Source organism: Faunimonas pinastri, from assembly GCF_900110915.1.
Taxonomy (GTDB): domain Bacteria; phylum Pseudomonadota; class Alphaproteobacteria; order Rhizobiales; family Afifellaceae; genus Faunimonas; species Faunimonas pinastri.
This window is the reverse complement of the sequence record NZ_FOFG01000002.1, coordinates 1-24,656: the sequence shown is the minus strand read 5'-3', so window position 1 is coordinate 24,656 and position 24,656 is coordinate 1. Positions and strand designations below refer to the sequence as shown.

At 67.0% G+C, this 24,656-nt stretch carries 22 protein-coding genes; 9 read left to right on the top strand and 13 right to left on the bottom strand.

Translation table 11 applies throughout. The features are described from left to right. Positions 1-43: 43 nt before the first annotated feature. From BMY25_RS03370 to BMY25_RS03335, 8 genes are all read right to left on the bottom strand, one after another. Complete coding sequence (locus BMY25_RS03370) at positions 44-1,333, bottom strand: NAD(P)/FAD-dependent oxidoreductase (RefSeq protein ID WP_092495215.1); 1,290 nt, start codon at positions 1,331-1,333, stop codon at positions 44-46. After that, on the bottom strand, positions 1,330-1,986 hold the full coding sequence (locus BMY25_RS03365) for a VOC family protein (RefSeq protein ID WP_092495214.1): 657 nt from the start codon (positions 1,984-1,986) through the stop codon (positions 1,330-1,332). The genes BMY25_RS03370 and BMY25_RS03365 overlap by 4 nt, the downstream gene beginning before the upstream one ends. Continuing rightward, positions 1,983-2,792, bottom strand: coding sequence for an ABC transporter permease (locus BMY25_RS03360; RefSeq protein ID WP_177176684.1), 810 nt, complete (start codon positions 2,790-2,792; stop codon positions 1,983-1,985). The genes BMY25_RS03365 and BMY25_RS03360 overlap by 4 nt, the downstream gene beginning before the upstream one ends. Continuing rightward, a complete protein-coding gene (locus BMY25_RS03355) occupies positions 2,789-3,652 on the bottom strand; it encodes an ABC transporter permease (RefSeq protein WP_092495212.1) in 864 nt (287 codons plus the stop codon). Before BMY25_RS03355 ends, BMY25_RS03360 begins: the two co-directional genes overlap by 4 nt. 63 nt (positions 3,653-3,715) lie before the next feature. Continuing rightward, entirely contained in the window at positions 3,716-4,780 is a 1,065-nt protein-coding gene (locus BMY25_RS03350) for an extracellular solute-binding protein (RefSeq protein ID WP_092495211.1), read from the bottom strand. A gap of 35 nt (positions 4,781-4,815) precedes the next feature. Further along, positions 4,816-6,795, bottom strand: a complete 1,980-nt coding sequence (locus tag BMY25_RS03345) for a hydantoinase B/oxoprolinase family protein (protein WP_092495210.1) — start codon at positions 6,793-6,795, stop codon at positions 4,816-4,818. Next, on the bottom strand, positions 6,792-8,849 hold the full coding sequence (locus BMY25_RS03340; protein WP_092495209.1) for a hydantoinase/oxoprolinase family protein: 2,058 nt from the start codon (positions 8,847-8,849) through the stop codon (positions 6,792-6,794). The genes BMY25_RS03345 and BMY25_RS03340 overlap by 4 nt, the downstream gene beginning before the upstream one ends. Before the next feature lie 13 nt (positions 8,850-8,862). Next, positions 8,863-10,017, bottom strand: coding sequence for an ABC transporter ATP-binding protein (locus BMY25_RS03335; protein WP_092495208.1), 1,155 nt, complete (start codon positions 10,015-10,017; stop codon positions 8,863-8,865). A gap of 184 nt (positions 10,018-10,201) precedes the next feature. Between BMY25_RS03335 and BMY25_RS03330 the strand changes: the two genes are divergently transcribed. The 5 genes from BMY25_RS03330 (at position 10,202) to BMY25_RS03310 (ending at position 15,496) form a co-directional block, all read left to right on the top strand. After that, positions 10,202-11,179, top strand: coding sequence for a LacI family DNA-binding transcriptional regulator (locus BMY25_RS03330; RefSeq protein WP_092495207.1), 978 nt, complete (start codon positions 10,202-10,204; stop codon positions 11,177-11,179). A 151-nt stretch (positions 11,180-11,330) separates the two neighbouring features. Continuing rightward, on the top strand, positions 11,331-11,729 hold the full coding sequence (locus BMY25_RS03325; protein WP_092495206.1) for a (R)-mandelonitrile lyase: 399 nt from the start codon (positions 11,331-11,333) through the stop codon (positions 11,727-11,729). A gap of 109 nt (positions 11,730-11,838) precedes the next feature. Then, positions 11,839-12,747, top strand: a complete 909-nt coding sequence (locus BMY25_RS03320) for a LysR family transcriptional regulator (protein WP_092495205.1) — start codon at positions 11,839-11,841, stop codon at positions 12,745-12,747. Between the two features lie 123 nt (positions 12,748-12,870). Next, positions 12,871-13,923: an NAD(P)-dependent alcohol dehydrogenase gene (locus BMY25_RS03315; RefSeq protein ID WP_092495204.1), complete on the top strand. Its 1,053-nt coding sequence runs from the start codon at positions 12,871-12,873 to the stop codon at positions 13,921-13,923. A gap of 562 nt (positions 13,924-14,485) precedes the next feature. Then, positions 14,486-15,496: a zinc-binding alcohol dehydrogenase family protein gene (locus BMY25_RS03310; RefSeq protein WP_092495203.1), complete on the top strand. Its 1,011-nt coding sequence runs from the start codon at positions 14,486-14,488 to the stop codon at positions 15,494-15,496. Between the two features lie 43 nt (positions 15,497-15,539). Here the strand turns inward: BMY25_RS03310 and BMY25_RS03305 are convergent, their stop codons facing one another. The 5 genes from BMY25_RS03305 to BMY25_RS03285 form a co-directional block, all read right to left on the bottom strand. After that, positions 15,540-16,643, bottom strand: coding sequence for a lactonase family protein (locus BMY25_RS03305; RefSeq protein WP_238858140.1), 1,104 nt, complete (start codon positions 16,641-16,643; stop codon positions 15,540-15,542). A 46-nt stretch (positions 16,644-16,689) separates the two neighbouring features. Continuing rightward, the gene (locus BMY25_RS03300; RefSeq protein ID WP_092495202.1) at positions 16,690-18,165 is read right to left on the bottom strand and encodes an aldo/keto reductase; all 1,476 of its coding nucleotides are present in this window, start codon (positions 18,163-18,165) and stop codon (positions 16,690-16,692) included. 61 nt (positions 18,166-18,226) lie between these two features. After that, on the bottom strand, positions 18,227-19,501 hold the full coding sequence (locus BMY25_RS03295; protein ID WP_092495201.1) for an ABC transporter substrate-binding protein: 1,275 nt from the start codon (positions 19,499-19,501) through the stop codon (positions 18,227-18,229). Positions 19,502-19,511: 10 nt separating this feature from the next. After that, positions 19,512-20,570, bottom strand: coding sequence for an aldo/keto reductase (locus tag BMY25_RS03290; RefSeq protein WP_092495200.1), 1,059 nt, complete (start codon positions 20,568-20,570; stop codon positions 19,512-19,514). Continuing rightward, the gene (locus BMY25_RS03285; RefSeq protein WP_092495199.1) at positions 20,567-20,944 is read right to left on the bottom strand and encodes a TIGR04076 family protein; all 378 of its coding nucleotides are present in this window, start codon (positions 20,942-20,944) and stop codon (positions 20,567-20,569) included. Before BMY25_RS03285 ends, BMY25_RS03290 begins: the two co-directional genes overlap by 4 nt. A 165-nt stretch (positions 20,945-21,109) precedes the next feature. Here BMY25_RS03285 and BMY25_RS03280 point away from each other — a divergent pair, with 165 nt between their 5' ends. From BMY25_RS03280 to BMY25_RS03265, 4 genes are read left to right on the top strand one after another with little or no spacing between them, the layout of a single operon-like run. Next, on the top strand, positions 21,110-21,916 hold the full coding sequence (locus BMY25_RS03280) for an ABC transporter ATP-binding protein (protein WP_092495198.1): 807 nt from the start codon (positions 21,110-21,112) through the stop codon (positions 21,914-21,916). Beyond that, a complete protein-coding gene (locus BMY25_RS03275; protein WP_092495197.1) occupies positions 21,913-22,686 on the top strand; it encodes an ABC transporter ATP-binding protein in 774 nt (257 codons plus the stop codon). The genes BMY25_RS03280 and BMY25_RS03275 overlap by 4 nt, the downstream gene beginning before the upstream one ends. Then, positions 22,683-23,591, top strand: coding sequence for a branched-chain amino acid ABC transporter permease (locus tag BMY25_RS03270; RefSeq protein WP_092495196.1), 909 nt, complete (start codon positions 22,683-22,685; stop codon positions 23,589-23,591). Before BMY25_RS03275 ends, BMY25_RS03270 begins: the two co-directional genes overlap by 4 nt. After that, a complete protein-coding gene (locus tag BMY25_RS03265; protein ID WP_092495195.1) occupies positions 23,588-24,529 on the top strand; it encodes a branched-chain amino acid ABC transporter permease in 942 nt (313 codons plus the stop codon). Before BMY25_RS03270 ends, BMY25_RS03265 begins: the two co-directional genes overlap by 4 nt. Positions 24,530-24,656 lie beyond the last annotated feature (127 nt).

Genomic DNA, 24,656 nt, shown 5'->3' with positions numbered 1-24,656 from the left:
CCGCGCGAGCCTCGCCCGCGCTCTCCTTTGGGGGTAATGCGCCCTAGACTTCGCGACGGTCCTTGAAGCGGTACCAGGGCAGGATGAAGCGGGCCGTCCTGATCGCGACGGGGTGGATCGGCACGGCATGCGGATCGGTGGGTCGCAATGCGAGCCGGTCGTCGGCAACGCCTTCGACCGCATCGGCCATGACGGGCCCCATGGCGCAGCCGAGCGCCAGCCCCCGGCCGTTGCAGCCGATCCAGGCGGAAAGCCCGTCGGATCGCCGGAAGAGGCGGGGGAGGCGATCCACTGTCATGGCGATCCGCCCGCCCCAGAAGCTGCGCATCGGATCGGGCGGCAGGTCCGGGAACATTTCGTGGAGACGCTGCCCGACCAAACGGGGCAGGCGGTGGGAAGCGCTCACTTGCAGGGCAAGCGCGCCGCCGGAAACCAGCCTGCCTTCACGGTCCTTGCGGAGATATCGCAGATCCATCCGGGTATCGGACGCGGCTTCGTCACCGGGCAGGATACGTTCCGCCAGAGAGCCGAGCGGGTCGGTTGCCGCCTGATAGGAGGTGACGGGAACGATCGTGCGCCGGATCTCCGGCCAGAGATCGCCGGTATAGGCGGCCGTTGCCAGCGCCACGCGCGGCGCGCGCACGCTGCCGGCTGGCGTGGCAACCAGCCAGCAATCTCGGTCTCGCTTGAGCGACAGCGCCGGGCTCTTCTCGAAAACGGAAACGCCCTCCTGTCCGGCGGCGCGGGCAAGCCCCTGCGTGAACGCGAAGGGGTTGATGTGGCCGCCGCCGCGATGCTCCCAGCCGCCGACATAGACGAACGTGCCAAGTCGCCGGCTCATTTCCCCGGCGGAAAGAACGCCGGTCGGCGCTCCGAGCGCGGCCCATTGCTCCGCCAGCCCGGCAACGCGGCGGAGCCGGCCGGGGCTATGCGCGGGCTGCAGCCAGCCATTTCGCCGCGCATCGCAGTCGATGCCGTAGCGATCCACGAGTTCGAAGAGCACATCCGCCGCGCCCGCGACCATGGCGAGGAAGCGCTCGCCCCGTTCGCCCGGCCAGAGTGCCCGGATCGCATTGGGGCCGTGGCGAGTGAGGGCGGCGATCACCTGTCCGTTCGCACGGCCGGATGCTCCGGCCCCGATGGTGGCGGCTTCGAGGAGCACGGTCCGATGCCCCCGCCGGGCGAGTTCGATCGCGGCGGCGAGCCCGGAGAGCCCGCCACCCACGACGACGACGTCCGCCTCCAGGTCACCGCGCAGAGCCTCGCCGCGAAAGCGTTCGCGGGAGAGCGCGGTCCAGAGCGGCGACGGCGGATCGGTTGGCCAGGATCTCACGGCCGAACGGTCCTGATCTCGATCCCGCAGGTAGCCCGGAGGTCGTGGTGAGCTTCCGCTTCGCCCCGGATCACCAGGCGATCCGCGCCCCGGCTGACGGCGATGCCCGGCTCGCCATCCTGGCCGAAGCATTGGAGGCCGTCCGGCGACGGCAGCCCGACCGACTCAAGACCACTCGCGCCGTTGGGGTGAACCAGCATGTTCGGTCGCCAGAGAAGCTGTGGCGTATGGTGTTGGCAGAAGAGGCATTGCAGCCCCGGCGTTTCCTCCCGCGCGATGCGGGCGATGGAAAAACGAAGCTGGCCGTCGGGAGTGCTGCGCGAGAATTCGCGGACCGCTTCCGCCGCGATCCCGTTCGCCTGCAGCCGCTCCACCGTTGCCCGGATGTCGGTGCTGCGGAAGGCGAGGCCACGAATGCCGATGCCGGCGGCCAGAAGCTCGCGCCAGCCGGCATTGACGGCCGTCGGCTCGACGACGCCCATGATCTCGATGTAGCTGCCGGCCAGCATGACGCAGCGATTGGCCGTTCCCATCTGCGGGCTGTGCCGCGCCTCCGGCGTCACTTGAAAGCCCGCCGCCTCGAATGCCGCACCTGCGGCCGCCAGATCCGGCACCAGCACGACGACGTGATCGATGGGCAGGCGCATCGTCATGCGGCGACGGTCATCTTGTCGATGCCGTAGATGCGGTCGACGACGATCAGGCCGACCACAGCCAGCGCCATCTGCAGGGTGCTGAGCGCCGCGATCGTCGGGTCGAACTGGTTCTCCATGTAGCTCAGCATGACCACCGGCAGCGTGTTCGTGCTGGCGCTGCCGAAGAAGTAGCTGATCGGCAGATTGTCGAACGAGGTCAGGAAGGAGAAGAGCGAGCCCGCCATGATCCCCGGCCGGATCAGCGGCAGCGTCACGTGCCAGAAGACACGGAGTGGCCCGGCGCCGAGGATGGAAGCGGATTCCTCATAGGAGCGGGGAAGGCCGGCATAGACGCCCGCCACGGTGCGCACGAGATAGGGCAGGCAGACAACCGTATGGGTGATCAGAAGCGCCGCGAAGGATACGCCGAACCCGAGAAACGACAGAAAGAACAGCGAGGCGAAGCCGATCACGATCATCGGCATGGACAGCGGCGACAGCAGGAAGGTCATCACCGCGCCCGCCCAGCGCGACCGGGAGCGGGCGAGGAAGAGACAGGCCGGCACGCCGAGCAGCCCGGCGAGGATCGTCGCCCCGATGGCGATCTCGATGCTGACGATCAGCGCGTCCACGAACGGCTTGTACTGGAAGATGTGGGCGAACCACTTGGTCGACCAGCCCGGCACGGGGAACGCGATGAAGCCCGCCGAGGTGAACGACACGATCACCACGACGAGGATCGGCGCCAGCATGAAGACGAAGAAGACGACCACGAAAGCGAGGAGGGCGAAGAAGCTCCAGTCGATCCGGCGGACCATGCTCATGCTCCCCTCCGGCGCACGAGGCGCAGCTGGAGCCACAGGCAGAATACGGCGATAACGAGCAGGATCGTGCTCATGGCGCTCGCCATGCCGAAGTCGCGCGTCGTGTTGAACTGCTGGTAGATCAGGAGCGGCAGCGTCTGCAGCCCGCCGCCGAGCAGGATCAGCGTCACGAAGCTGCCGTTGGCAATCATGAAGACGAGGATCGCGCCGGTGCCGATGCCGTCCAGCGTCAGCGGAAACGTCACTTCCCAGAAGGTGCGGAAGGGTCCGGCGCCCAGCATCTGCGCGGATTCCTCCAGCCGGCGATCCACGCCCTGCAGCACCGAGCTGATAGACAGCACCATGAAGGGCACGAGGACATGGACCAGCGCCGCGATGACGAGCTCCGGCGTGTTGAGCACGCGGAGCGGCCGGGTAATCAGCCCGAGCTGGTCGATCAGGAGATTGTTCACCAGCCCCTTGCGGGCAAAGAGCACCTGCCAGCCGAAGGTGCGCATGATGATCGAGGTCATCAGCGGTGCGATCAGCAGGAAGATCACGAAGCCCGACCACTTGCCGGCCTTGCGCACGAGGAAGTAGGCGACGGGATAACCGATCAGCGCCGAGATGACGGTAACGCCTGCGGAAAGCAGCACCGTTTCGCCGATGACGCGGAGATAAAAGCGGTCCGTCATCAGCTGGACGTAGCGCGAGAGCGTGAGGCCGCCATCGCCGTCCTCAAAGCTTCGCATCCCGTTGTCGATCAGCGGGATGACGAAGAAGGCGAGCAGGAAGAGCGCGGCCGGAAGCACGAGAAGCGCCGGGCGCTTCATCGATCGTCCCGGGCGTCGTCTGGCCGTCGGCAGAACGAAATCGGTCATGGGGTTTCCGTCGCCATTCCTGCGGGAGCCGCGTCGCCTTTTGGGCGACGCGGCCAGACTGTCTTACCGGCCGATTTCACGGTTCCAGCGATCGACCCACTCGTTGCGCACCTTGGCGATCTGCTCGTAGGGCGGGAACGAGGTCTTCTGCCACGGCGTCACGCGCGGCTTGAGCTTGTCGCTGTAGACCACGTCCGTGTTGGTCACGCCGTAGTTCAGGATCTCCGCGAACTTGGCCTGGTTTCCGGCGTCCAGGATCTCGTTGAGGTAGGCCCAGGCGGCCGGATTGGCGTTCTTCGGCTTCTGCACGGCCACGCCGTTCAGCGCGCCGCCTTCCTCGGGATTGAGGAAGTCGATCCACGTCGCGCCGCTGTCGTAGTGGTTCCAGGTGCGGCCGTCGAAATAGACGCCGAGATCGGCCTCGCCGGAGGACAGCTGGTTGAAGAAGTCGTTCGGCGAACCCCAGAACACGAGGTTGTCCTTCATCTTCGCCATGGCCTTGAAGAACGGATCGACATTGTCGACGCCGCCGCCAAGCGCCTTGGCCATGGCCCAGATCAGCATGATCGGGGTCACGGCATAGCTGATGGAGGGAACGGAGGCGACGAACTCGCCGGAGGAGACGCGGTCCACGAACTCGGCGAAGGACTTCGGCGGATTGGAAACGGTCTTCTTGTTGTAGGTGATGCCACCCACGCCGTAATCGAAGATCGTGCCCTTGCCCATCACGGAGTCTGTCAGCTCCTTGGGGATCTTGGCGAGGTTCGGCAGCTTGTCGACGGTGAAGTCGTCCACCAGCCCGGCCTTCGCGGCGGAAAGGGCGAGGTCCGGCGTCATGATCAGCACGTCGAGAGGCGGCCTGGCGGGATTGGCCTCCACCTGCGCCAGCCACTGCGCCGGATCGCCCAGCGAGACATTCGCCTTGTCATGCGTCTTCGCCTCGAACGGGGCGACGAAACAATCGCGCACGGCCTTTTCCCAGACGCCGCCGAACGCGGTGACGGTGATTTCGGCCGACTGCGCGTAGGCTGTCCGCGACAGGCCGCCGGTGATCAGGCCGCCTGTTACGAAGCTCGTGCCGAGCGCCGTCCCAGCGCCGAGAAAGGTGCGTCTCGTCAAGTTGGTCATCGGCAGGTCTCCTGGAAGGCGGTTGGGTTGATGGCTCAAAGGTCGCTGAGCGCGGCTTCAAGCTGCTGGCGTGCAATCTGGATCGCGCCATGGTCCGCGTCGACCCTCGGGAAGTTCTGGGGCAGACCGGCCAATACCCGCTCCAGGATATCGCGCCGGCGACGCTGACGGGAGGCGGCGGGAAGCGCGACGAGCTTCTGGTTAAGCTGGTCCATGACGTCGCCATCGAAGACCGAGTTCCAGCGCTCGCGCTCCGGCCCCTGGTCGTTCGGATTATTGCTGACCGCGAAGGTCTTCCGCAGCCCCGCGGTCGCTGCCTCGTCCACTTCGCCATGGGCGATGACCACGCCGTAGCCGGCGCGCGCGCCCTCGGCCGTCACGAAGCCGTTCCGCACGTCGCCGGCGACGGCCTGCGGATCGCGAAGCGAAGCCGGACCCCAGCCGCCGGCGCCCGGCGTCAGGAAGGTTACAGTGTCGCCGGCATTCACCTCGAGAATGTCGATCTTGCCGAGATGCCGCTCATCGGCGCGGCCCTTGTTGACGATCAACTGGGCCGGCATGCCGGGGCCGCCGCCATTGGATCCCCAGGGCCGGAAGAGCAGACGCTCCATGCCGCGGCCAAGCACGTTGGTGCCGCCGGCCAGCACGCGAAAGGTCAGTTCCATGCCGCAGCCGCCGCGCCATTGGCCGACCCCGCCGGAATCCGGCCGCAGCCCGTAGCGCAGGATCTCGACGGCCATTTCGGCCTCGACGGTCTCCACCGGATTGTTGGAAAGATTGGAGATACCGCTGTCGCGCCCATCGACGCCATCGCTGCCGGAGCGCGCGCCCGTGCCGCCGATCATCGGCTCGATCACCTGCACCCGCTTGCCGCCCTGGCCGTCCGGTTCCGCCATGACGACGGGGATGACCGAGCCGGAGGAAGCGGCGGGCATGACATGGGGCAGGGCCTTGCCGAAGGCGCCGTTAAGCACGTCGTTGACGCGAATCGCGGCGGCATGGCGCACGCCGGTGGCAGCCGGTTCCTGCGGGTTTACCAGCGACCCCTCGGGCGCGGTGATGCGGACGGGGCCGAGCAGCCCGACATTCAGCGGCGCCGTCGGATCGAGCGTGCTGACCAGCGCCAGCACGCGCAGCGTCAGCCAGGCATGGGGCCTGCCGCGCGACGGAATGTTCATCGCGGTCGCGACCTGCGGGTCCGTGCCGGTGAAATCCAGATGCACCTCGCCGTTGCCGAACGTCGCGGCGAGCGACAGGCGCACCGGCAGCTTCGTCACAGCATCGTCGTCGAGATAGTCGGAGAAGGCGTAAGTTCCTGCCGGCACGCGGTCGATCACGGCCCGCGCCTTCTCGGCGGCATATGACACGAGATCCTCGGCCGCCTGCGACACCGTCTCGGCGCCGTGCTGCCCGATCGTCTGTTCCAGCCGTCGCCGGCCGGCGGTCAATGCCGCCAGCATGGCGCGGATGTCGCCCATATTGGCATCCGGCGTGCGGCTGTTCGCGTCCAGGAACAGCTTCACGTCCGGGTTCATCTCGCCGCGCTTCATCAGCTTGACCGGCGGAATGCGCAGGCCTTCCTGGAAGATCTCGGTGTTGGTGGGCGAGATGCTGGAGGGCACGCGACCGCCGACATCGGAGCAGTGCACGAAGCACCAGCCATAGGCGACAATCCGCCCGTCGTGGAAATAGGGCTCGATCATGTGAAGGTCGGGCAGGTGGGTCGCCAGACCTTCCGACCGGTAGGGGTCGTTGGTGAGGATCACGTCGCCCGGCTCCAGCGGCCCGACGGCGGCAATGGCCGGCGCGCATTCCAGCCCGACGAAACCAGAGACGCCGATGGAGCGCGGATAGGCGAAGAACCGGCCGTCCAGCCCTGCCAGAGCGCAGGCGAAATCGGCGGTTTCCTTGACGTAGAGCGTGCGTCCCGTGCGCTGAAGCGTCAGGCACATTTCCTCGCTGACCGCGGCAAGCTTGTTGCCCAGGATCGCGAGCGTGACGGAATCGAGCTTCATTGCGCCTGCCTCTCAAGATGGAGGTTGCCGGCCCTGTCCGCGCGGGCGGACCAGCCGGGCAAAACCACCGTCGTCGTATCGTCCTGTTCGATGATCGCCGGTCCGATGATGCGGTCGCCCGCGCCGAGCGCGGACCGGGAGTAGACGCCGGCATCGAGCCACGCGCCCTTGCGGAAGAGTGGCCGTGCGCCCTTGCGTTCCGGGTTGCCGGTGCCCGCGGCGATTTCCGCCTGAGCGAGATTGGCGGTGGCGCCGATCACCGCGAGGCGGGCGGTGCCCAGTTCGATCTCCGCACCGGTGTCGCGGAAGCCGTAAAGCCGCTCGTGCTCGCGGTGAAAAGCCTCGGCGATGGCTTTCGGGTCCTTGAGATCCTCCGCCAGCGAGACACGCAACTCGTAGGCCTGACCGGCATAGCGCATGTCGACGCCACGCTCGAAGCGGCGCTCCAGCGTCTGCTCGCCTTCGCGGTCGAGCCAGTCCGCGCCCTCTTCGCCCAGCATGTCGAAAGTCCGCCAGAGCAAGGCGGCGGTGTCTTCGTCCAGCGGGCGGCGAAGGCTGCGGACGAAATCGCGGCGAAGGTCCGCGGCGGCGGCGCCCATCGCGCAGAAGGTGCCGGCCGCTGGCGGGATCACGACATGCCCGATGCCGGTTTCTTCCGCCAGCAGGTTCGCGTGCGTCGGCCCGGCGCCTCCGAAGGGAACCAGCGCGAAGGTGGCGGGATCCAGCCCGCGCGAGGCCAGCGTCTTGTAGAGTTCCGTCGCCATCCCGGCGGTGGTCACGGCCAGGGCCCCTTCGGCCGCCTTCTGCGCGGCGTTCTCGCCGCTCATGCCGATGCGCCCGCCGATGCCGCACAGAGCGGCCGTGGCCGCCTCGATGTCGAGCCGCATGCGGCCGCCGAGGAAACCGTTCGGATCGATATAGCCGAGCGCCAGGTAGCAGTCGGTGACCGCCGGCTCCGTGCCGCCACGGCCGTAGGAAACCGGGCCCGGCATTGCGCCGGCGCTCTGCGGTCCGACCTTCATCACGCCGTGGGCATCAACCCAGACGATCGAGCCGCCACCGGCGCCGATGGCGGAAACGTCCACCACGGGCAACACCAGCGGCAGGCCGCCGATATCTGTGCGTGTGGCCAGTTCCGCCGTGCCGCCGCTGGCGACCGCGATGTCGGATGAGGTGCCGCCCATGTCGAAGGTGATGATGGCGCTGACATCGGCCGCTTCGGCCAGCCGCGCGGCGGCCATGACGCCGGAAGCAGGGCCGGAGAGGATGGTTTCCACCGGCCGGGCCGCCGCCGAGGCGAGGCTCAGCGAGCCGCCGTTGGAAGCGGTGACGAGGATCGGCGCGGTGACGCCGTCCTTGGCCAGTCCTTCGGCCAGACCGTTGAAATAGCGCTGCATCAGCGGCTGGATATAGGCGTTGAGGCAGGCGACCAGCGTGCGCTCGTATTCGCGGATCTCCGGCCAGATCGCGGCGGCGGAGGTGATCGAAAGCCCGCCCGCGCGCTCGGAAAGCCGCGCGGCGAGTTCGGTTTCCACTTCCGGCGACGTGTAGCCGTTGATCAGCACCATGGCGGCGGCATCGACGCCGAGCGCCTTCAGTTCGCCCGCAACGCGGTCGATCTCGGCATCGTCCGGCCTCGACGTGACCTCGCCGGAGGCGGAAAGCCGGGCGGCGATCTCCACGACGCGGAAGCGCGGCACCAGCGGCTCTTCCTTGGCGGCATGGAAATCGAAGGAGGACGGCATGCGGCTTCGCGCGATCTCCAGGATATCGCGATAGCCTTCGCTGACCACCAGCGCGATGGTAGCGCCGCGACGCTGGATGATCGCATTCAGGCCGATCGTCGTGCCGTGCATCAGGACGGACACATCGGCCGGCGTGAGGCCGGCGATCCGAAGCAGCGAACGCAACCCCTCGATCAGCGCGCGCGAGGGCTCGTCCGGCGTGGACGGCTCCTTGTAATAGGTGAGACTTCCATCGCTGGGATGGGAAAGCACGAAATCGGTGAACGTGCCGCCGACGTCGATCCCGATCCGGGCGCCGCCTTCCTTCATTGTTTTCAAATCCTTATTCCGACCGCACGATGACGGCGTCTTCCGGCGCCCAGCCGAGGCTCAGCACCTCGCCCAGCCGGAAGGAAACAGAGCCGAGCGGCCCGTCGGCCATTCGGTAGACAAAGAGATCGCGCCCCAGCGCGGGGGCGTGGAGCTGATACGCGGCATAGGTGCCACGGAAGATCGCGCCGGTCACGCGGGCCTCGAACCGTGCGGCGAGGCTTTCCGCCTCCGGCCCGAGCGCCATCCGCTCCGGTCGCACCGAGAGCGTCAGCGTTTCGCCCGGACGGTGCCGGACGGCGAGGGGGACCGATATCGGTGCGGCTCCCGGCGGCAGCTTCAGCCCGGCGCCATCCTCGGAGACCTCGCCCTCGAAGATGTTCGACGTGCCGAGAAACTCCGCGACGAAGCGGCTTTCCGGGCGGTCGTAGATCTCGCTGGGAGCGCCGACCTGCAGGATGCGCCCGCCGTTCATGACGGCGACGCGGTCCGCCATGGAAAGCGCTTCCTCCTGGTCATGCGTGACCAACAGCGTCGTGATGCTGAGCCGCTGCTGCATGCCGCGGATCTCGAATTGCATGCTTTCCCGAAGCGACTTGTCGAGCGCGCCGAGCGGCTCGTCCAGCAGCAGAACCTTGGGGTTTACCACCAGCGACCGGCCGAGCGCGACGCGCTGCTGCTGTCCGCCGGAAAGCTGGTGCGGATACATGTCGCCACGGCCGGGAAGCTGGATGAGGTCCAGCATCTCCATCACCTTCCGGTCGCGCTCGGCGCGTCCTATCCCTGCCATGCGCAGGCCGAAAGCGATGTTCTCCGCGACCGTCCGATGCGGGAAGAGGCTGTAGTTCTGGAACACCATGCCGAGATCGCGCCGGTGCGGCGAGAGATCGGTGACATCCTTGCCGCCGATGCTGATCGTGCCGGTATCCGGCCGCTCGAACCCGGCGACCATGCGGAGCGTCGTCGTCTTGCCACAGCCGGAAGGGCCGAGCAGAGCCAGAAGCTCGCCGGCCTCAAGATGAAGATCGAGATCGCGTACGGCTACGTTCGCGCCATAGGATTTCCGCACCCCCGCCAGCACGAGTTCGGCGGCCGCCGGCGCTCTCGAGCTGCCATCGTCGAGATCCCGGGGCTGGTCGTCGTTGCGTGGCACACGAGAAGGAGTCATGTAGAAAGGGCTTCGCTTCTTCTGTCTTGTAGCGCTACAATTCTCTCGCTGAGGAAATCTGTCAAGCAGACAGGTGGATTTTGCCCGGCTTGGGAGCTTGCCTGCTTTTTGGGCGTACATGGCTCGATCCGCCAATGGCAGGTGGGAGATGACCAGAGAGCATCGCAGCGCACCCCGGATCACGATGCAATTCGTCGCGAAGGCCGCCGGGGTCTCGCCGATGACGGTGTCGAACTCGTTCCGCCATCCGGAGCGGGTGCAGGAGGAGACGCGGCTCCGCGTGCTGCAAGTGGCGGCGGACCATGGCTATGTCCCCAATCGGGCGGCGGGCGATCTCGCATCGGGGCAGAGCCGGGTCATAGGCGCGGTCATTCCCTCCATCAAGAATTCCAGCTTCTATCGGTATGTCCGGGGCATGCAGGACGCGGTGGCGGCGCATGGCTACGAATTGATCCTGACGCTGGCCGACACAACCGTGCAGGAGCATGTCGCGGTGGCGACTTTTCTTGGGCTTCGCGTTGCCGGCATCATCCTCGTCGGCAACGAGCACGAGCCGGCGACGATCGACCTCCTGCGCAAGACCAGCGTGCCGATCGTCGAGACATGGGTGATCCACGATCCCATCGACATGGCCGTGGGCTATTGCGTGGCGGCCGCCACCCGGGCGCTGGTGGAGACGGTGTTGTCGCGAGGGCTCCGCCGGATCGGCTTTGTCGGCTATGCCGGGGAGGTCTCGCGGCGCTTCACCGAGCGGCTGCCGGCGTTCCGGGAAAGCATGGAGACCGCCGGTTTGCGGCCGGACCTCGTGCATCTCGTGGACGAAGCGGACGGGTTCGGGGCGGGCCCGAGCGCCCTGGAGGCGCTGCACCGGCTCGATCCCGCCATCGAGGTCGTCCTTTGCCCCACCGATATCGTGGCGGCGGGCGTCGTCTTCGAATGCGGCCGACGGGGCTGGGCCGTGCCGGAGCGATTGGCGGTCGCCGGCTGGGGCGATTACGAGATCGCATCGGAGATTACGCCCGGGCTCACGACCGTGCAGCCGAATGCACACGACATGGGGTGGCAGGCGGTGACGCTGGTCCTGAACCGGGCGGCGGGCGAGGCCGCAGCGGAAACCGTCGTCGACACCGGTTTCGCGGTCGTCTGCCGGGCCAGCGCCTGACCGTTCCGCGCGGCTTGCGCCGGGGTCCTGAGGAACGCTCACCGAGGCGCAGGCAGTGCCGGGTTCAATCCGGCAGCGATGGCACTACTTGAGACGGAGCGGCGTGGCCACCTCGGGGATCACGCCGGTGCCTCAAGCCTGGAGAACGACCATGAAGATCACCCGCAACGCTTCTTCTCCCTCCATGCCGGGCCCGACTCCGGGCCACTTTACCGGCAGCGTCCGCATCGACAACATGGTGCGGGGCGAGGAGCCGAGCCGGGTCAGCACCTCCAGCGTCACCTTCGCGCCGGGCTCTCGCACCGTGTGGCATACGCATCCGGCCGGCCAGACGATCATCGTCACCGCGGGCCGTGGCTGGGCTCAGCGCGAGGGCGGGGCGATCGAGGAGATCAATCCGGGCGATACCGTTTTCTTCGCGGCCGGTGAGAAGCATTGGCACGGCGCGACCGCTACCACCGGCATGACCCATATCGCCGTGACCGAGTTCAGCGACGGGAAGAACGTGGACTGGCTCGAGCCGGTCGACGACGACCATTATCGGGCCTGAGGCCGCCGGGCGTGAGTTCGGGTATGCGCGGTCGGCTGCGGCGGCATCCGCTGATCATGGGGCAGGAGGTCCGATTGCCACGAGCCCCTGAACGGCGCACATAGCTCTCATGCCGGTACGCCGTTCCGATCTTGCGGATTTCACCTACTTCCTAGCGATTGCCAGACACCGCAGCTTCCGGCTTGCCGGGCTGGAGGTGGGCGTCAGCGCCTCGGCGCTCAGCCACGCGCTCAAGGGACTGGAGGACCGGCTTGGGGTCCGACTGCTGAACCGCACCAACCGCTCGGTCACGTTGACGGCGGCGGGCGAAGAACTGCGCGCCGCGATCACCCAGCCGTTCGAGGCGGTGGGGCAGGCGGTCGAAAACCTGAACCGCTTCCGCGATGCCCCGGCCGGGCGCATCCGGCTGAACGTCGTGGCGGATGCTGCCTCCCTGCTGCTCGGGCCGGTGCTGCCCGTCTTTTCCGAACGCTACCCCGATATCCAGGTCGATATCGTCGCCAGCAATCGGATGGTCGATGTCGTGGCCGACGGGTTCGATGCCGGCATCCGCCATGGCGGCACCGTACCGGAAGACATGATCGCCCAGCGCCTGTCCGCCGACCTGCGCTGGGTCGTCGTGGCCTCACCGGCCTATCTGGAGCGGTTCGGCACGCCGGAGCGCCCGGAGGACCTGCTGGGTCATCGCTGTCTCGGCTTCCGGCAGGGCGACGACCGGGTCTATCGTTGGGAATTCGAGGGACCCGACGGAGAGTTCTCCATCGGCGTTCCGAGCCGGATCCTCGGCAACGATACGGGCGTCATGCTGTCCATGGCGTTGCACGACGCGGGGCTGACATACGGCGTGGAACAGGTGTTCGCGCCCTATCTCCGCGCCGGAACGCTGCGCATGGTGCTGGAGGACTGGTCGACCATGGGGCCGGGCTATCACCTCTACTATCCCAGCCGCCGACAGGTGCCGACAGGCCTCCGTCTCCTTGTGGAACTGATCCGGGAGCTTCGGCCTCTTGGCCTCTGAGCGAGGCCACGTTGAATTCGGCTCATCGCTCCATGGACGACGCGACGGCTAACCCCGGTACCTGACCGTCGTTATCTCCTGCTCGTCCCGGCGCCAACGGCGCTGCCCTCCCAGGAGATCATCATGACGATCAAGGCCTATGGCGCGACCGCGGCCGACAAGCCGCTGGAATCCATGAACATCGAGCGCCGCGAACCCGGCGCGCGCGACGTCCAGATCGACATCGCCTTTTGCGGCGTCTGCCACTCCGACCTCCACACGGTCCGCTCCGAGTGGGGCGGCACGGTCTATCCCTGCATCCCCGGCCACGAGATCGTGGGCCATGTCAGCGCGGTCGGCGGCGATGTCACCGCGTTCAAGGTGGGCGATGTCGTCGGCGTCGGCTGCATGGTGGACAGCTGCCAGCATTGCGATTCCTGCGCGGAAGGGCTGGAGCAGTTCTGCGAAAACGGGTTTACCGGCACCTATAACGCCGCGACGCCGGACGCACCCGGCTATACGCTCGGCGGCTACTCGCAGCGCATCGTGGTGGACGACAGGTTCGTCCTCAAAATCAGGCATTCCGCCGAGCAGCTCGCGGCCGTCGCGCCGCTGCTTTGCGCAGGCATCACCACCTACTCGCCGCTCCGCCACTGGAAGGCCGGACCGGGCAAGAAGGTCGGCATCGTCGGCATCGGCGGCCTGGGCCACATGGGCGTGAAGCTCGCCCATGCGATGGGCGCACATGTGGTGGCCTTCACCACGTCGGAGAGCAAGCGCGAGGATGCGCGGGCGCTCGGCGCCGACGAGGTGATCAATTCGCGCAACACCGAGGAAATGGGCGCGCACGCCAACAGCTTCGACTTCATCCTCAATACCGTGGCGGCAAGCCACAGCCTCGATGCCTTCGCCACGCTCCTGAAGCGGGACGGGACCATGACGCTGGTCGGCGTGCCCGAACATCCGCATCCCTCGCCGGACGTATCCGCGCTGATCTTCAAGCGCCGCAGCATTGCGGGATCGCTGATCGGCGGCATCGCCGAGACGCAGGAGATGCTCGACTTCTGTGCCGAGCACGGCGTCGTGGCCGACATCGAGATGATCCGGATGGACGAGATCGACAAGGCCTACGACCGGATGCAGCGGAGCGACGTGAAATACCGGTTCGTCATCGACAACGCGACGCTGGCCGCCTGAGAACCACGATGCGGCGGGTGCCCGGCGAGGGTGCCCGCCGTTTCACGCCGGTGAGTGCTGCGGCGAGGAGTTCAGGACATGGCCCGGGGGTGATCGATACGTCAGGCGCCGAGGGCGGCGCTTAGCGCGAGGGCCAGGAGAATCACGGCGAAAGCCGTTCCCATCAGGAAAGCGGCCGCGCGCGGCCGCCGCGGTTGACCCCAGGCCGAACCTGCATGCTGCGGTCTCAGATGTTTCTGCATGTCTGGACACCTCACCACAGAGCTGGATCGCGAGGAAAAGGAGGCGATGGCGCCCTTCATCCCGATCCGGAGTCAGAGTTAGAAGGTCCAACACGAGTCAGTCAACTAACTTGATGGATTTAGGGATCTGGCTCGGCAGGCTATGTGGCGCCATGAGCGATATCAGGTTCCGGCAACCCGTCATCGGCGGCGAGCATGTCGGCCGGAAACGGAAAGACTTACCGGCCGCGCAATCCTTCCGGCACTGGCCCCGGTCCTGGCTTGCCGCTAAGCAGCAAGGTTAAGCCCGTAGCAACCGGGCACATGGGATGGTGACTGACATGTTGGCGGTAATCTGCGACGAACCCGGCAAGCTGACCCAGATCGAGCGCGACAAGCCCTCGCGCCAGCCAGACGAGGTGCTGGTGCGTATCCGGCGCGTCGGCGTCTGCGGGACCGACCTGCACATCTTCTCCGGCAACCAGCCTTATCTCAGCTATCCGCGCGTCATGGGCCATGAACTGGCGGGATTGGTGGAGGAGGCTCCATCCGGCAGCTCGCTTTCCGTGGGCGATGTCGTCTACATCATCCCCTATCTCTCCTGCGGCCGCTGCAACGCCTGCCGCGCGGGCAAAAACAATGCCTGCCGCGACCTGCAGGTGCTCGGCGTCCATCGCGACGGCGGCATGACGGAGTGGCTGAGCCTGCCGGAGCCATTCGTGCGCAAGGCGGAGGGGGTGAGCCTCGACCAAGCCGCGATGGTCGAATTCATGGCGATCGGCGCCCACGCGGTTCGCCGTGGTGGCGTGAAGGAAGGTCAGAAGGTCCTCGTCGTCGGGGCCGGCCCCATCGGCATGTCCGTGGCGCTTTTCGCGAAGCTTCGGGGAGCAACGGTGACCATGCTCGACATGCGCGCCGACCGGCTCGCCTTCTGCGAAACGCACCTGGGCATCGCCAATTCCGTCCGGATCGGGCCGGATGACCAGACGAGGCTTGCCGAACTCACGGACGGTGATTTCTTCGACGTGGTGTTCGACGCGACCGGTAATTCGAAGGCCATGGAGCGCGGCTTCGGCTTCGTCGCACATGGCGGAAGCTACGTGCTGGTGTCTATCGTCAGCGCCGACATCACGTTTTCGGACCCGGAATTCCACAAGCGGGAAACCACGCTGCTGGGCAGCCGCAACGCGACGGTAGAGGATTTCGAGACGGTGCTGACGGCCATGCGGGCCGGGCAGATCCCCTGCGAGGCCATCAACACGCACAGGATGAGCCTTTCCGACGTGCCGGCGCAGTTCGCCGGTCTGCTGGATCCGGCTGCAGGGGTGGTGAAGGCGATCGTCGAGGTCTGACCGCCGGGAAGGGCGGCGGGCAAGTCTCCCGCCGCAAGGTCGTTCAGGTCAGGCGGATGCAGACGGGCGTGCCGATGCTCGCCTTTTCGCCGGTATCGCCCAGCGTGCCGGTTTCTCCGTCGATCGCCAGCGTGACGATGCTGTCGCTGTTCTGGTTGGCGACCAGCATGAAGCGACCGCTCCGGGAGATCGTGAAGTTCCGCGGAAACCGCCCGCCGCTCGGGTGATGACCGGTCGGCTCGATAAGGCCCGTTTCGGGATCGACCCGGAAGCTCGCGATGCTGTCATGTCCCCGGTTGGCGCCATAGAGGAACCGGCAGTCCGGGCTCAGCAGAAGCTCGGCGCAATAATTCTCCGCCACGCCGTCCGGCACCGTGGATACGGTTTGCAGGAGGTCGAAAGAGCCGCTGGCCCGATCGAAGCCAAGGACCGAGACGGTCGAGGCGAGCTCGTTGATGACATAGGCGTTGCGCCCGTTGCCGTGGAAGCGGAAATGGCGCGGGCCGGAGCCGGGCGGCAGGGGGCTTTCCACCGGCGGCGCGCCCACCTGCCCGGTGGCCGCATCGAAGGGGAAGGCGAGGAGCCGGTCGCTGCCGAGATCGGCCACGACGAGAAAGCGGTTGTCGGGGCTCGCCTGCACGCAGTGCGGATGCGATCTGTCCTGCCGTTCCGCATCCGGTCCGCTGCCGGAATATCCGACGCTCGAGGCGGACGCGCCGAGGCTTCCGTCCGGGCGGATCGGGAACACCACAAGCGCCTGGTTCGGCGCCTGCGTGGGGGCGAACATTGCGTAGTTCACCAGGGCCAGGAAGCGGCCCGTTCGGTCGGCTTCATTGAAGGCGGCGATGCTGCCGAGGGTCGGCTGCTTGTTGATGTAGACGAGCCTGCCGCCCGCCGGGTCCAGCCTGTAGGCGCTCACCGTTCCTTCATGCCAGCCGAAAACCTCGGAATTGGCATAGATGCAGCCGTTCTCGGGGTGGATCGAGAGGAAGGTCGGGTTGTCGATTCCCGAGGTCTCGCTGGCGAGTTCCAGGCGGCCGGTGTTCTCGTCGAACCGGAACACGGCGATACCGGTGCCGCGCGCTTGCTGGAAATGCGGGGCCTCCCGGTTCACGCAGCCGACGATGGCAAATGTTTCTCCGCTCAAAGTCCGCTTCCTCCTGCCTGCTCGTCGTCTTGCGTCGAAGCGAGGGCTAAGCCTCTCCGTCGAGGATCGCCTCGGCCTCGATTTCCACGAGATAGGGACCGACGAGGCGGGAGATCTCCAGCAGCGTGTTGGCGGGGCGAACCTCGCCGAAGACGTGGCCGTGGACGCGGGAGACCGGCTCCCAGTCATCGGCGTTCTTCAGGTACACGCGGGTGCGGACGACATCCGCCATGCCGGCGCCCAGCGCGGACAGGCTGGCGGCGATCTTGTCGAGAATAAAGACCGCCTGACCGGCGGGATCGTCCGGGCAGACGACGTTGCCCGCCGCGTCCGTCGCCGTGGTGCCGCTGACGAGGATTCGGTCGCCGATCTTCACCGCGCGGCTGTAGCCGCAGATGGCTTCCCAGACGCTGCCCGTATCGACGCGAAGGCGGCTCGGACGGCCTTCCACGGGCACGGCCTTGTAGACCTTCTGCACCTGATCGAGATGATGGCTGAGATCGCCGGAAGCCGTCAGGAACGGCGGCTTGCGATACTCGTCGCCGCAATCGCCGGGAATGCGGCGCGACTGTGCGAAGGCCGTTTCCAGCGTGGCGCGGTCGGCTTGGTCGAGCTTGAGATCGAAGACGCGGAGATTGTCCTCGCGATGCTCGCGCTCGCCGAGACGGGCACCCACGATGACGGCGGCCACGGCCGGCTGGTCGAGGATCCAGCGCGTCGCGACATTGGCGACCGAGGCGTTGTGTCGGTCCGCCACGGTCTTCAGCGCGGCGAGGATCGCCTGGAAAATGCCCCAGCCGCCGATCGTGTCGACGAAGCGCTTGTACTTCATCTTGCTCCAGTCGGCGATCGCATCCGGCTCCGGCTGGCCGAGCCAGCGTTCGGACAGGAGACCGCCGGCGAGCGTGCCGTAGGCGAGAAGCCGGATGCCGTTCCCGAGGCAGAAGGCGCTCATCTCTTCCGCCGCGCGCCGGTCGAGCACGGAGAAGGACACCTGGTTGGAGACGACCGGAATCCCTTCGCCGACAAGCACGCGAAGATGGTCGGTATCGAAGTTGGTGACGCCGATCTGCCGGATCAGCCCTTCTTCGCGCAGCTTCGCCAGTCCGCGCAGCGCGTCGAGATAACCCGGATGCTCGAACGTCCACCAGTGGAACTGCAGGAGGTCGATTGTCTCCAGGCGCATCCGCTTCAGGCTGCGCTCGACGCCGGACCTGACGGTTTCAGCCGTCATGGGGCCCGGCTCCGGGCACCATTTGGTGAAGGCGGTGGACCGCGTGCCGCCGCCGGCGCGTTCGCCCGCCAGCAACTCGCCGGTGATCACTTCGGCGCTGCCGTAATGGTCGGCCATGTCGAAGCTGTTGAAGCCCGCCCCCGAATAGGCGGCCATGGAACCTGCCGCCTCGAAGGGATCGAGCAGCGTGCCGCCGCGCTCCATGTCGGCGACCTGCCAGAGGCCGGTGACCATGCGGCTGATGGAAAGGCCGGGGGCCAGTTCGAAACGATCCGGACGCGTCGTCATGATGAATCCGGCGGCCCCGCTCGCGCGGAAGCCGCCGCCTTTGTTCTGGAATGAAAGAGGCTTAGCCGCCGATCTTCGCCTTGATGGCGTTCACGTCGTCGACGGAGATCTCGCCGGTGGTCTTCACCTCGCCATTGTCGATCTTCCACAGGCGGAACGGCCCGGTGATGTCGCCGAACTTGTCGAAGGCGACGGGGCCGATGACGCCTTCGTAGCGGATCGGCTTGCCCTGCTTGATGAGATCGAGCGCCTTGGCGAACTCTTCCTTGCCGGCATGGATCACCGTGCCGTTCGGATCTTCGATCTTGTAGATCGCATCGCGAATGGCGAGGGAGCTCGTGTCCTTGGCGGCGGCGATGGCAAGGCCGACGATGGCGCCCGCGTCATAGGAGCGGTCGGCCGCCGGGTTGCTTGGCGCAATGCCGGAGAACTTTTCGTAATTGGCGTTGAAATATTCCGTCGACGCGGTGGGGCTCGTGCCGGACGAGGTGCCGTAGGCCTCGTTCAGATACTTGGCGCCGACGCTCTTCACGAAGTCCGGGCTGTTCATGCCGTCGTTCAGCAGGAACTTGGCCGGGCCGCCGCCGGAAATCCAGGCCCGCGCGATGGTGGCACCATCCACCGGCGTGGAAACGAGATAGAGCCCGTCCGGATCGCCGTCCATCGCCTTGGTGGCTTCCGACTGATAGCTCGACTGGTTCTCGTTATAGGGCACCGTGCCAACGATCTTGCCGCCGAGCGCCTCGTACGCCTTCTTGAACTCCGTCACCATGTTCACGCCGAAGTCGTTGTTGACGTGAATGATCGCGATTTTCTTGAAGCCCTGATCCAGCGCATATTTCGCGGCGGCCGTGCCCTGCAGCGCATCGGACGTGATGGTGCGGAAGAAGATGCCGTTGGTCTTGCCCTGCCGCCCGAGCTCGGTCAGCGTCGGCGAGGAGGAGGCGGGGGAGACCTGCACGACCTTGGCCGGCGCGGTCACGGAGGTGAGGATCGGGATCGTGACCGAGGAGATGATGCCGCCGATGATCACCGGCACCTTGCCGACCTGAACGAGCTGGTTGGCCGCGTCGACCGCGACATTTCCCTGGCTCTGGCTGTCGCGCGTGTCGGTCACGAGCTTGCAGCCCCTGACGCCTCCCGCATCGTTGATGTCGCGGAAGGCCATCTCGACGGATTTCGCGCCGGCCTGGCCGTATTCGCCGGCAGGCCCCGTCAGCTCCATGACGAGCCCGACCTTGACCGAACAATCGGCGGCGTTGGCCGTGCCGGAGACGGCGAGTGCGGCAAGCGTGCAGCCCAAGGCGGTCGTCAGGTGAAGAAATGTTGTGCGCATCGGGTCCCCCTCAGGACGGCTCGGCATTGAGATTGTATTTCATGATCGCGCCATGCCGGCCGGTGCGATCGCGTTCAAGCGTGTAGGTGTCGCCTTCCGGCCCCTGCCGCTCGCTGAGGACCGCGCCGATTTCGGCATGGTCGCGTTCGGTGAGAAGGATCGTGCCGACCTGCACGTTGGAGGCGAGGTGGGCGCGGTTTCGCGCGCCGACGATAACGGCGGCCACGCCCGGCCGCTCCAGCACATAGCGGCTGGCGATGGTGCCAATATCGGCGCCGTGCCGCTCTCCGACCGCCTTCAGCGTTCGGAGCAGTCGCTGGAAGAGATCCCAGCCGCCGAAATCGTCGATGATCAGCTTGTACTTGGTGAGCGAGCGGTTCTCCAGCGGATGCTCCGGCTCCGGCGCGCCGAGCCAGCGCTCGCCGAGAAAGCCGCCGGCGACCGTGCCGTAGCAGAAGAGGTTGATGCCGTTCTCCCCCGCCAGTTGCACGAGGCCGTTCTCCGGCCGCGCGTCGAGCACGGAATATTGCGTCTGCATGCTGAAGAGGGGAATGCCCGCTTCCAGCATCGTGCGGATATGCGGCACGTCGAAATTGGTGCCGCTCACCTTGTCGATCTTGCCCGCCTGCCGAAGGTCGTCCAGCCAGAGCGCCACGTCGAGATCGTTGGCGACCTCGTAGTCCCACCAGTGGAACTGCACCGCGTCGAGCCGCTCCATGCCCAGCCGCTGCAGGGAGGTGTCGATCAGCCCGGCGATATAGGCGCGGTCGACGGTTCCGAGTCGCGCCAGATCCGGCACCATCTTCGTGTGGATCCTGATGCGGCCGAGCGCTTCCGCACCCCGCTCGGCCAGAAGCCGCTGGCGGAACGCGCCGTAAAGCTCCTCCACGCCGGTGTAGATGTCGGCGCAGTCGAACGTGGTGATCCCCGCGTCATAGGCGGCCAGAAGGTCATCCAACGCTGTCGCGCGATCGATCGCGCCGTGGCCGCCGGCAAGCTGCCAGCCGCCGCGGATCACGCGCGAGATCTCGTAGCCGGGGGCAAGCGTCAGGCGTTCGGGAGCGTTCATTCGGCTTGGCTTTCGGGCTTGGGCGCGTCGGGCAGCGGCTCGGCTGTCGTCTCGTGGTGATGGAAGCGGCGCTTGCCGGTGCGGACGATGCGCAGGCGGCTGGCGCAGTTGGGGTCGGGGCAGGCGATCTCCGTGTCGCTGGTCATCCAGTCGTTACGGTGGGTTTCGCGCTGCTTGGCGGCCAGCAGCGGCAGCACTGCGGCGATGGAATAGATCGAGAATCCCTGGCCCGGTGGCATCGAAAGCATCTCGCCATGCAGCTCGAAATGATCGCCGGGTCTGGCGCCGCAATAGATTGGGCCGCTCTCCGGCACGATCGCCTCGACCCGGAGATCGAAGAGTTCGAAGCTGTCGTCGATCCCCGAACCTGTCATTGGGCCTGACACCGAACCGTTCCCCGCTTGCAGCCTGTGACTGCGGCCACCCGCGATGTTGCGGGCGAGCCATCGCCCTCTTAATGTGCAGCGCAAAGTTTGACCAGAGTTGCTCCGGCGGAACAACAGCCACGGACCAACCGCGACAGGCGGACAGGGACAAGAATGCAGGTGGAACGTGGCGCGGACAGTTCGCGCCCGGAAGGAGAGCCGCTGCTCGTGGCCGAGGGAATCGTCAAGCGCTTCGGTGGCGTTGCGGCGGTGGACGGCGTGTCCTTTGCGCTCCGTCGGGGCGAGATCCTCGGCCTGATCGGGCCTAACGGCGCGGGCAAGACGACCCTTTTCGATTGCCTTGCCGGCAGCCAGTCGCCGAGCGAAGGGCGCATCCTGATGCGCGGTCGCCCGGTGGAGCGCCTGCCGGCCTGGCGGCGGCTCGAAGCGGGCCTCGGTCGCACCTTCCAGATCCCGCGTCCCTTTCCGGAGATGACGGTGCTGGAAAACGTGCTGCTCGGCCGTCAGGGCGCGGCGGGGGAGACGATCCTGCCGAACTGGTTGCAGCCCGGCCGCGTGCGGCGCGAGGAAGCGGAGAGCCGCGAGCGGGCGATGGTGCTTCTCGATTTCGTCACCCTGGCGAAGCTCGCGAATGAGCCGGCGCGTGTCCTTTCCGGCGGCCAGCGCAAGCTTCTGGAACTCGCCCGCGTGCTGATGGCTGAGCCGGAAGCGATCCTGCTCGACGAGCCGGCGGCCGGCGTCAACCCGAGCCTTCTCGAAGTGATCATGGAGCGCATCCGCGACCTGAACGCGCGCGGCACGACCTTTCTCCTGATCGAGCACAACATGGACATGGTGGCGCGCCTGTGCGGCCGCGTCCTCGTCATGGCGTCCGGCCAGTTGCTGATGACCGGCACGCATGACGAAGTGGTGCGCGACCGGCGCGTCGTGGACGCCTATCTCGGCGGCGTCGCGGCATGAGCGTTCCCGCCCCCGAGTTTGCCGCCCCCGGGTTTCCCGCGCTCGAAGTCCGCGATCTCGTCGCGGGTTACGATCCGGGCCTGCCCATCGTCAACGGTGCCTCGATGACCGTGCGGCCCGGCGAGTTCGTGACGATCCTCGGCCCGAACGGGGCAGGCAAGTCGACGCTGATCAAGGCGATCGCCGGGCTCGTCCGCGTTACCGGCGGAACGGTACGGCTGGGCGGGACGGAGATCACGGGAGCACCCGCCCATCTCATGGCGCGTCACAGCCTCGGCTTCGTGCCGCAAACGGAAAACATCTTCGCGCTGATGACCATCGACGACAATCTGCGGCTGGCGGTCGGCGCGCTGCCCAAGGCCGAGCGCGGCGCGCGAATGGAGGCGATGTACGCGCTCTTTCCCGATATTGCGGATCGGCGCCGCCTGATGGCCGGCAGGCTTTCCGGCGGCCAGCGGCAGATGCTGGCCTTCGCCCGAGCGCTGGCGGTGTCTCCGAGCGTCCTGATGCTGGACGAGCCATCGGCCGGACTTTCGCCGAAGCTGGTGGAACAGGTCTTCACCAAGCTGGCGGATGTTCGAAGGACCGGGGTCACGATCCTGCTGGTGGAGCAGAACGCCCGCGCCGCTCTGGCCGTGGCGGATCGCGGCGTCATCCTGGTGGAAGGGCGCGAGCGCCACGAAGGCCCGGCCGCGCATCTCTTGGACGATCCCGCCGTGGCCGAACTCTATCTCGGCGGCCGGCGCCGGGCGGAGGGGATCGGCGCATGAGCCTGCAATTTCTTGTCGACGGCCTCCTGGTCGGCCTGCTGATCGGGCTCGGCGCCATCGGCGTGACGCTGACCTCGTCGATCCTGCGCTTCTCCAACTTCGCGCACGGGGAGTTCATCACCTTCGGCGCCTATGCCGCGTGGAGCGCGAGCTTCGCAATTGGTGCGCTCACCGGCGGCACGCTGCCGGCATTGGAGCCGTTCTCCTTTTCCGTCGCGGTGCTCGCCGGCGGGCTTGTTTCGCTGGTGCTGACGGCGCTTCTGGCGCTGATCCTCGATGCGGTGCTTTTCCGGCGGCTGCGGGAGCGCGGCAGCACCATCGTCGTGGTGATGGCGAGCTTCGGCGCCTCCATGGCGCTTCGCAGCCTGATCGAGTTCGCCTTCACTTCCAGTCCCGTCTATTTCACCCGCGACCTGCAGATCGCCCACCGCTTCGGCCACGGCATCCGCGTCACGCCCGACCAGTTCGCGCTGATCGGCGCGGCGGCGGTGCTGCTCGTCGCCGTGCACCTGCTGGTCACGCGCACGCAGGCCGGACGCGCGATGCGCGCGGTGAGCGAGAACCCCGCTCTCGCCCGGGTCGTCGGCATCGATGCAGTCCGCATCGTGCGGTTCACCTGGATCATCGGCGGCGCACTTGCCGCGGCGGCCGGAACGATGACCGGCATCCTCGTTCAGATCCGGCCGGGCATGGGTTTCGACCTCCTGCTGCCGCTCTTCTCCGCCGCCGTTCTCGGCGGCGTCGGCTCCGTGCCGGGCGCAATCCTCGGCGGGGTGGTCATCGGCGTCGCGGAGGCCGCCACGGTTCAGTTCGTGGGCGCGGAATGGCGTGCCGCCGTTTCCTTCGTGCTCCTGATCGTCATGCTCATGGTCCGCCCGCGCGGGCTCTTCGGAGGCCGGGCATGACCCTCGCCATCATCAGCTATACCTGCTTCTTCCTGACGACGGCGCTCGCCTTCGGGATCATCTGCCTCGGCCTCAACCTGCAATGGGGCATGACGGGGCTCTTCAATGTCGGCGTCGCGGGCTTCGCCGCCGTGGGCGCCTACACCTCCGCCATCCTGACCACGCCGGAAGCCGCCGGGCATCTCGGCGGCTTCGGCCTGCCCATCATCGCGGGTTGGCTGGGAGCGATGCTCATCGCCGGGATCATCGCCTTTCTGGTGGGAGCGCTGACGCTAAGGCTGCGCGCGGACTACCTCGCCATCACCACCTTCGGTGTCGCGGTCGCGATCCAGCTCGTCGTCCTGAACGTGAAGCCGCTGACCGGCGGTCCCTTCGGCATCGGCTTCATACCCCGCGCCTTCGAAGGCGTGGCGGACAAGCCGCTGCTCTTCGGGCTCGGCAATCTGGCGGTCGCCGCGGTCACGACCCTGGTCCTGCTCCTGGCGCTGGAGCGGCTGACGAAAAGCCCGTGGGGCAGGGTGTTGCGAGCGATCCGCGAGGATGAAACGGCGGCCTTGTCGCTCGGCAAGAGCTCCGTGCGCTACCGGTTGCAGGCTTTCGCCATCGGCGGCGCGCTGATGGGGCTGGGCGGCGCGGTGCAGGCGCATTTCATCGGCTTCATCGCGCCCAACAACTACCTGCCGAACCTGACATTCCAGGTCTGGAGCATGTTGATCGTCGGCGGCTCCGGCAGCAATCGCGGGGCGGTGCTGGGCGCGATCGTGGTCTGGGCCCTGTGGGCGGCATCCGGCGCGGCGGTCTCCGCCTTCGTGCCGGCCGACATGCAGGCCCGCGCCAGTGCCTTGCAGATCGCGGCGATCGGGATCGCGCTCTGTCTCGTCCTGCTCTTGCGCCCGGAGGGCATTCTCGGCAAGCGACGGGTCGCGCTCGGGCGCTGAGGGGCGTCTGCACCCGGAAAGGGCAGGGCGCTTAGGTTCTGAACTCATTAAGGGTTGAGCTTCTGGTCGAAGGCTGATTCACCTGTTCGGGGAGGAGCATGGTGATGGCGCGTTACGATCTCAGCGA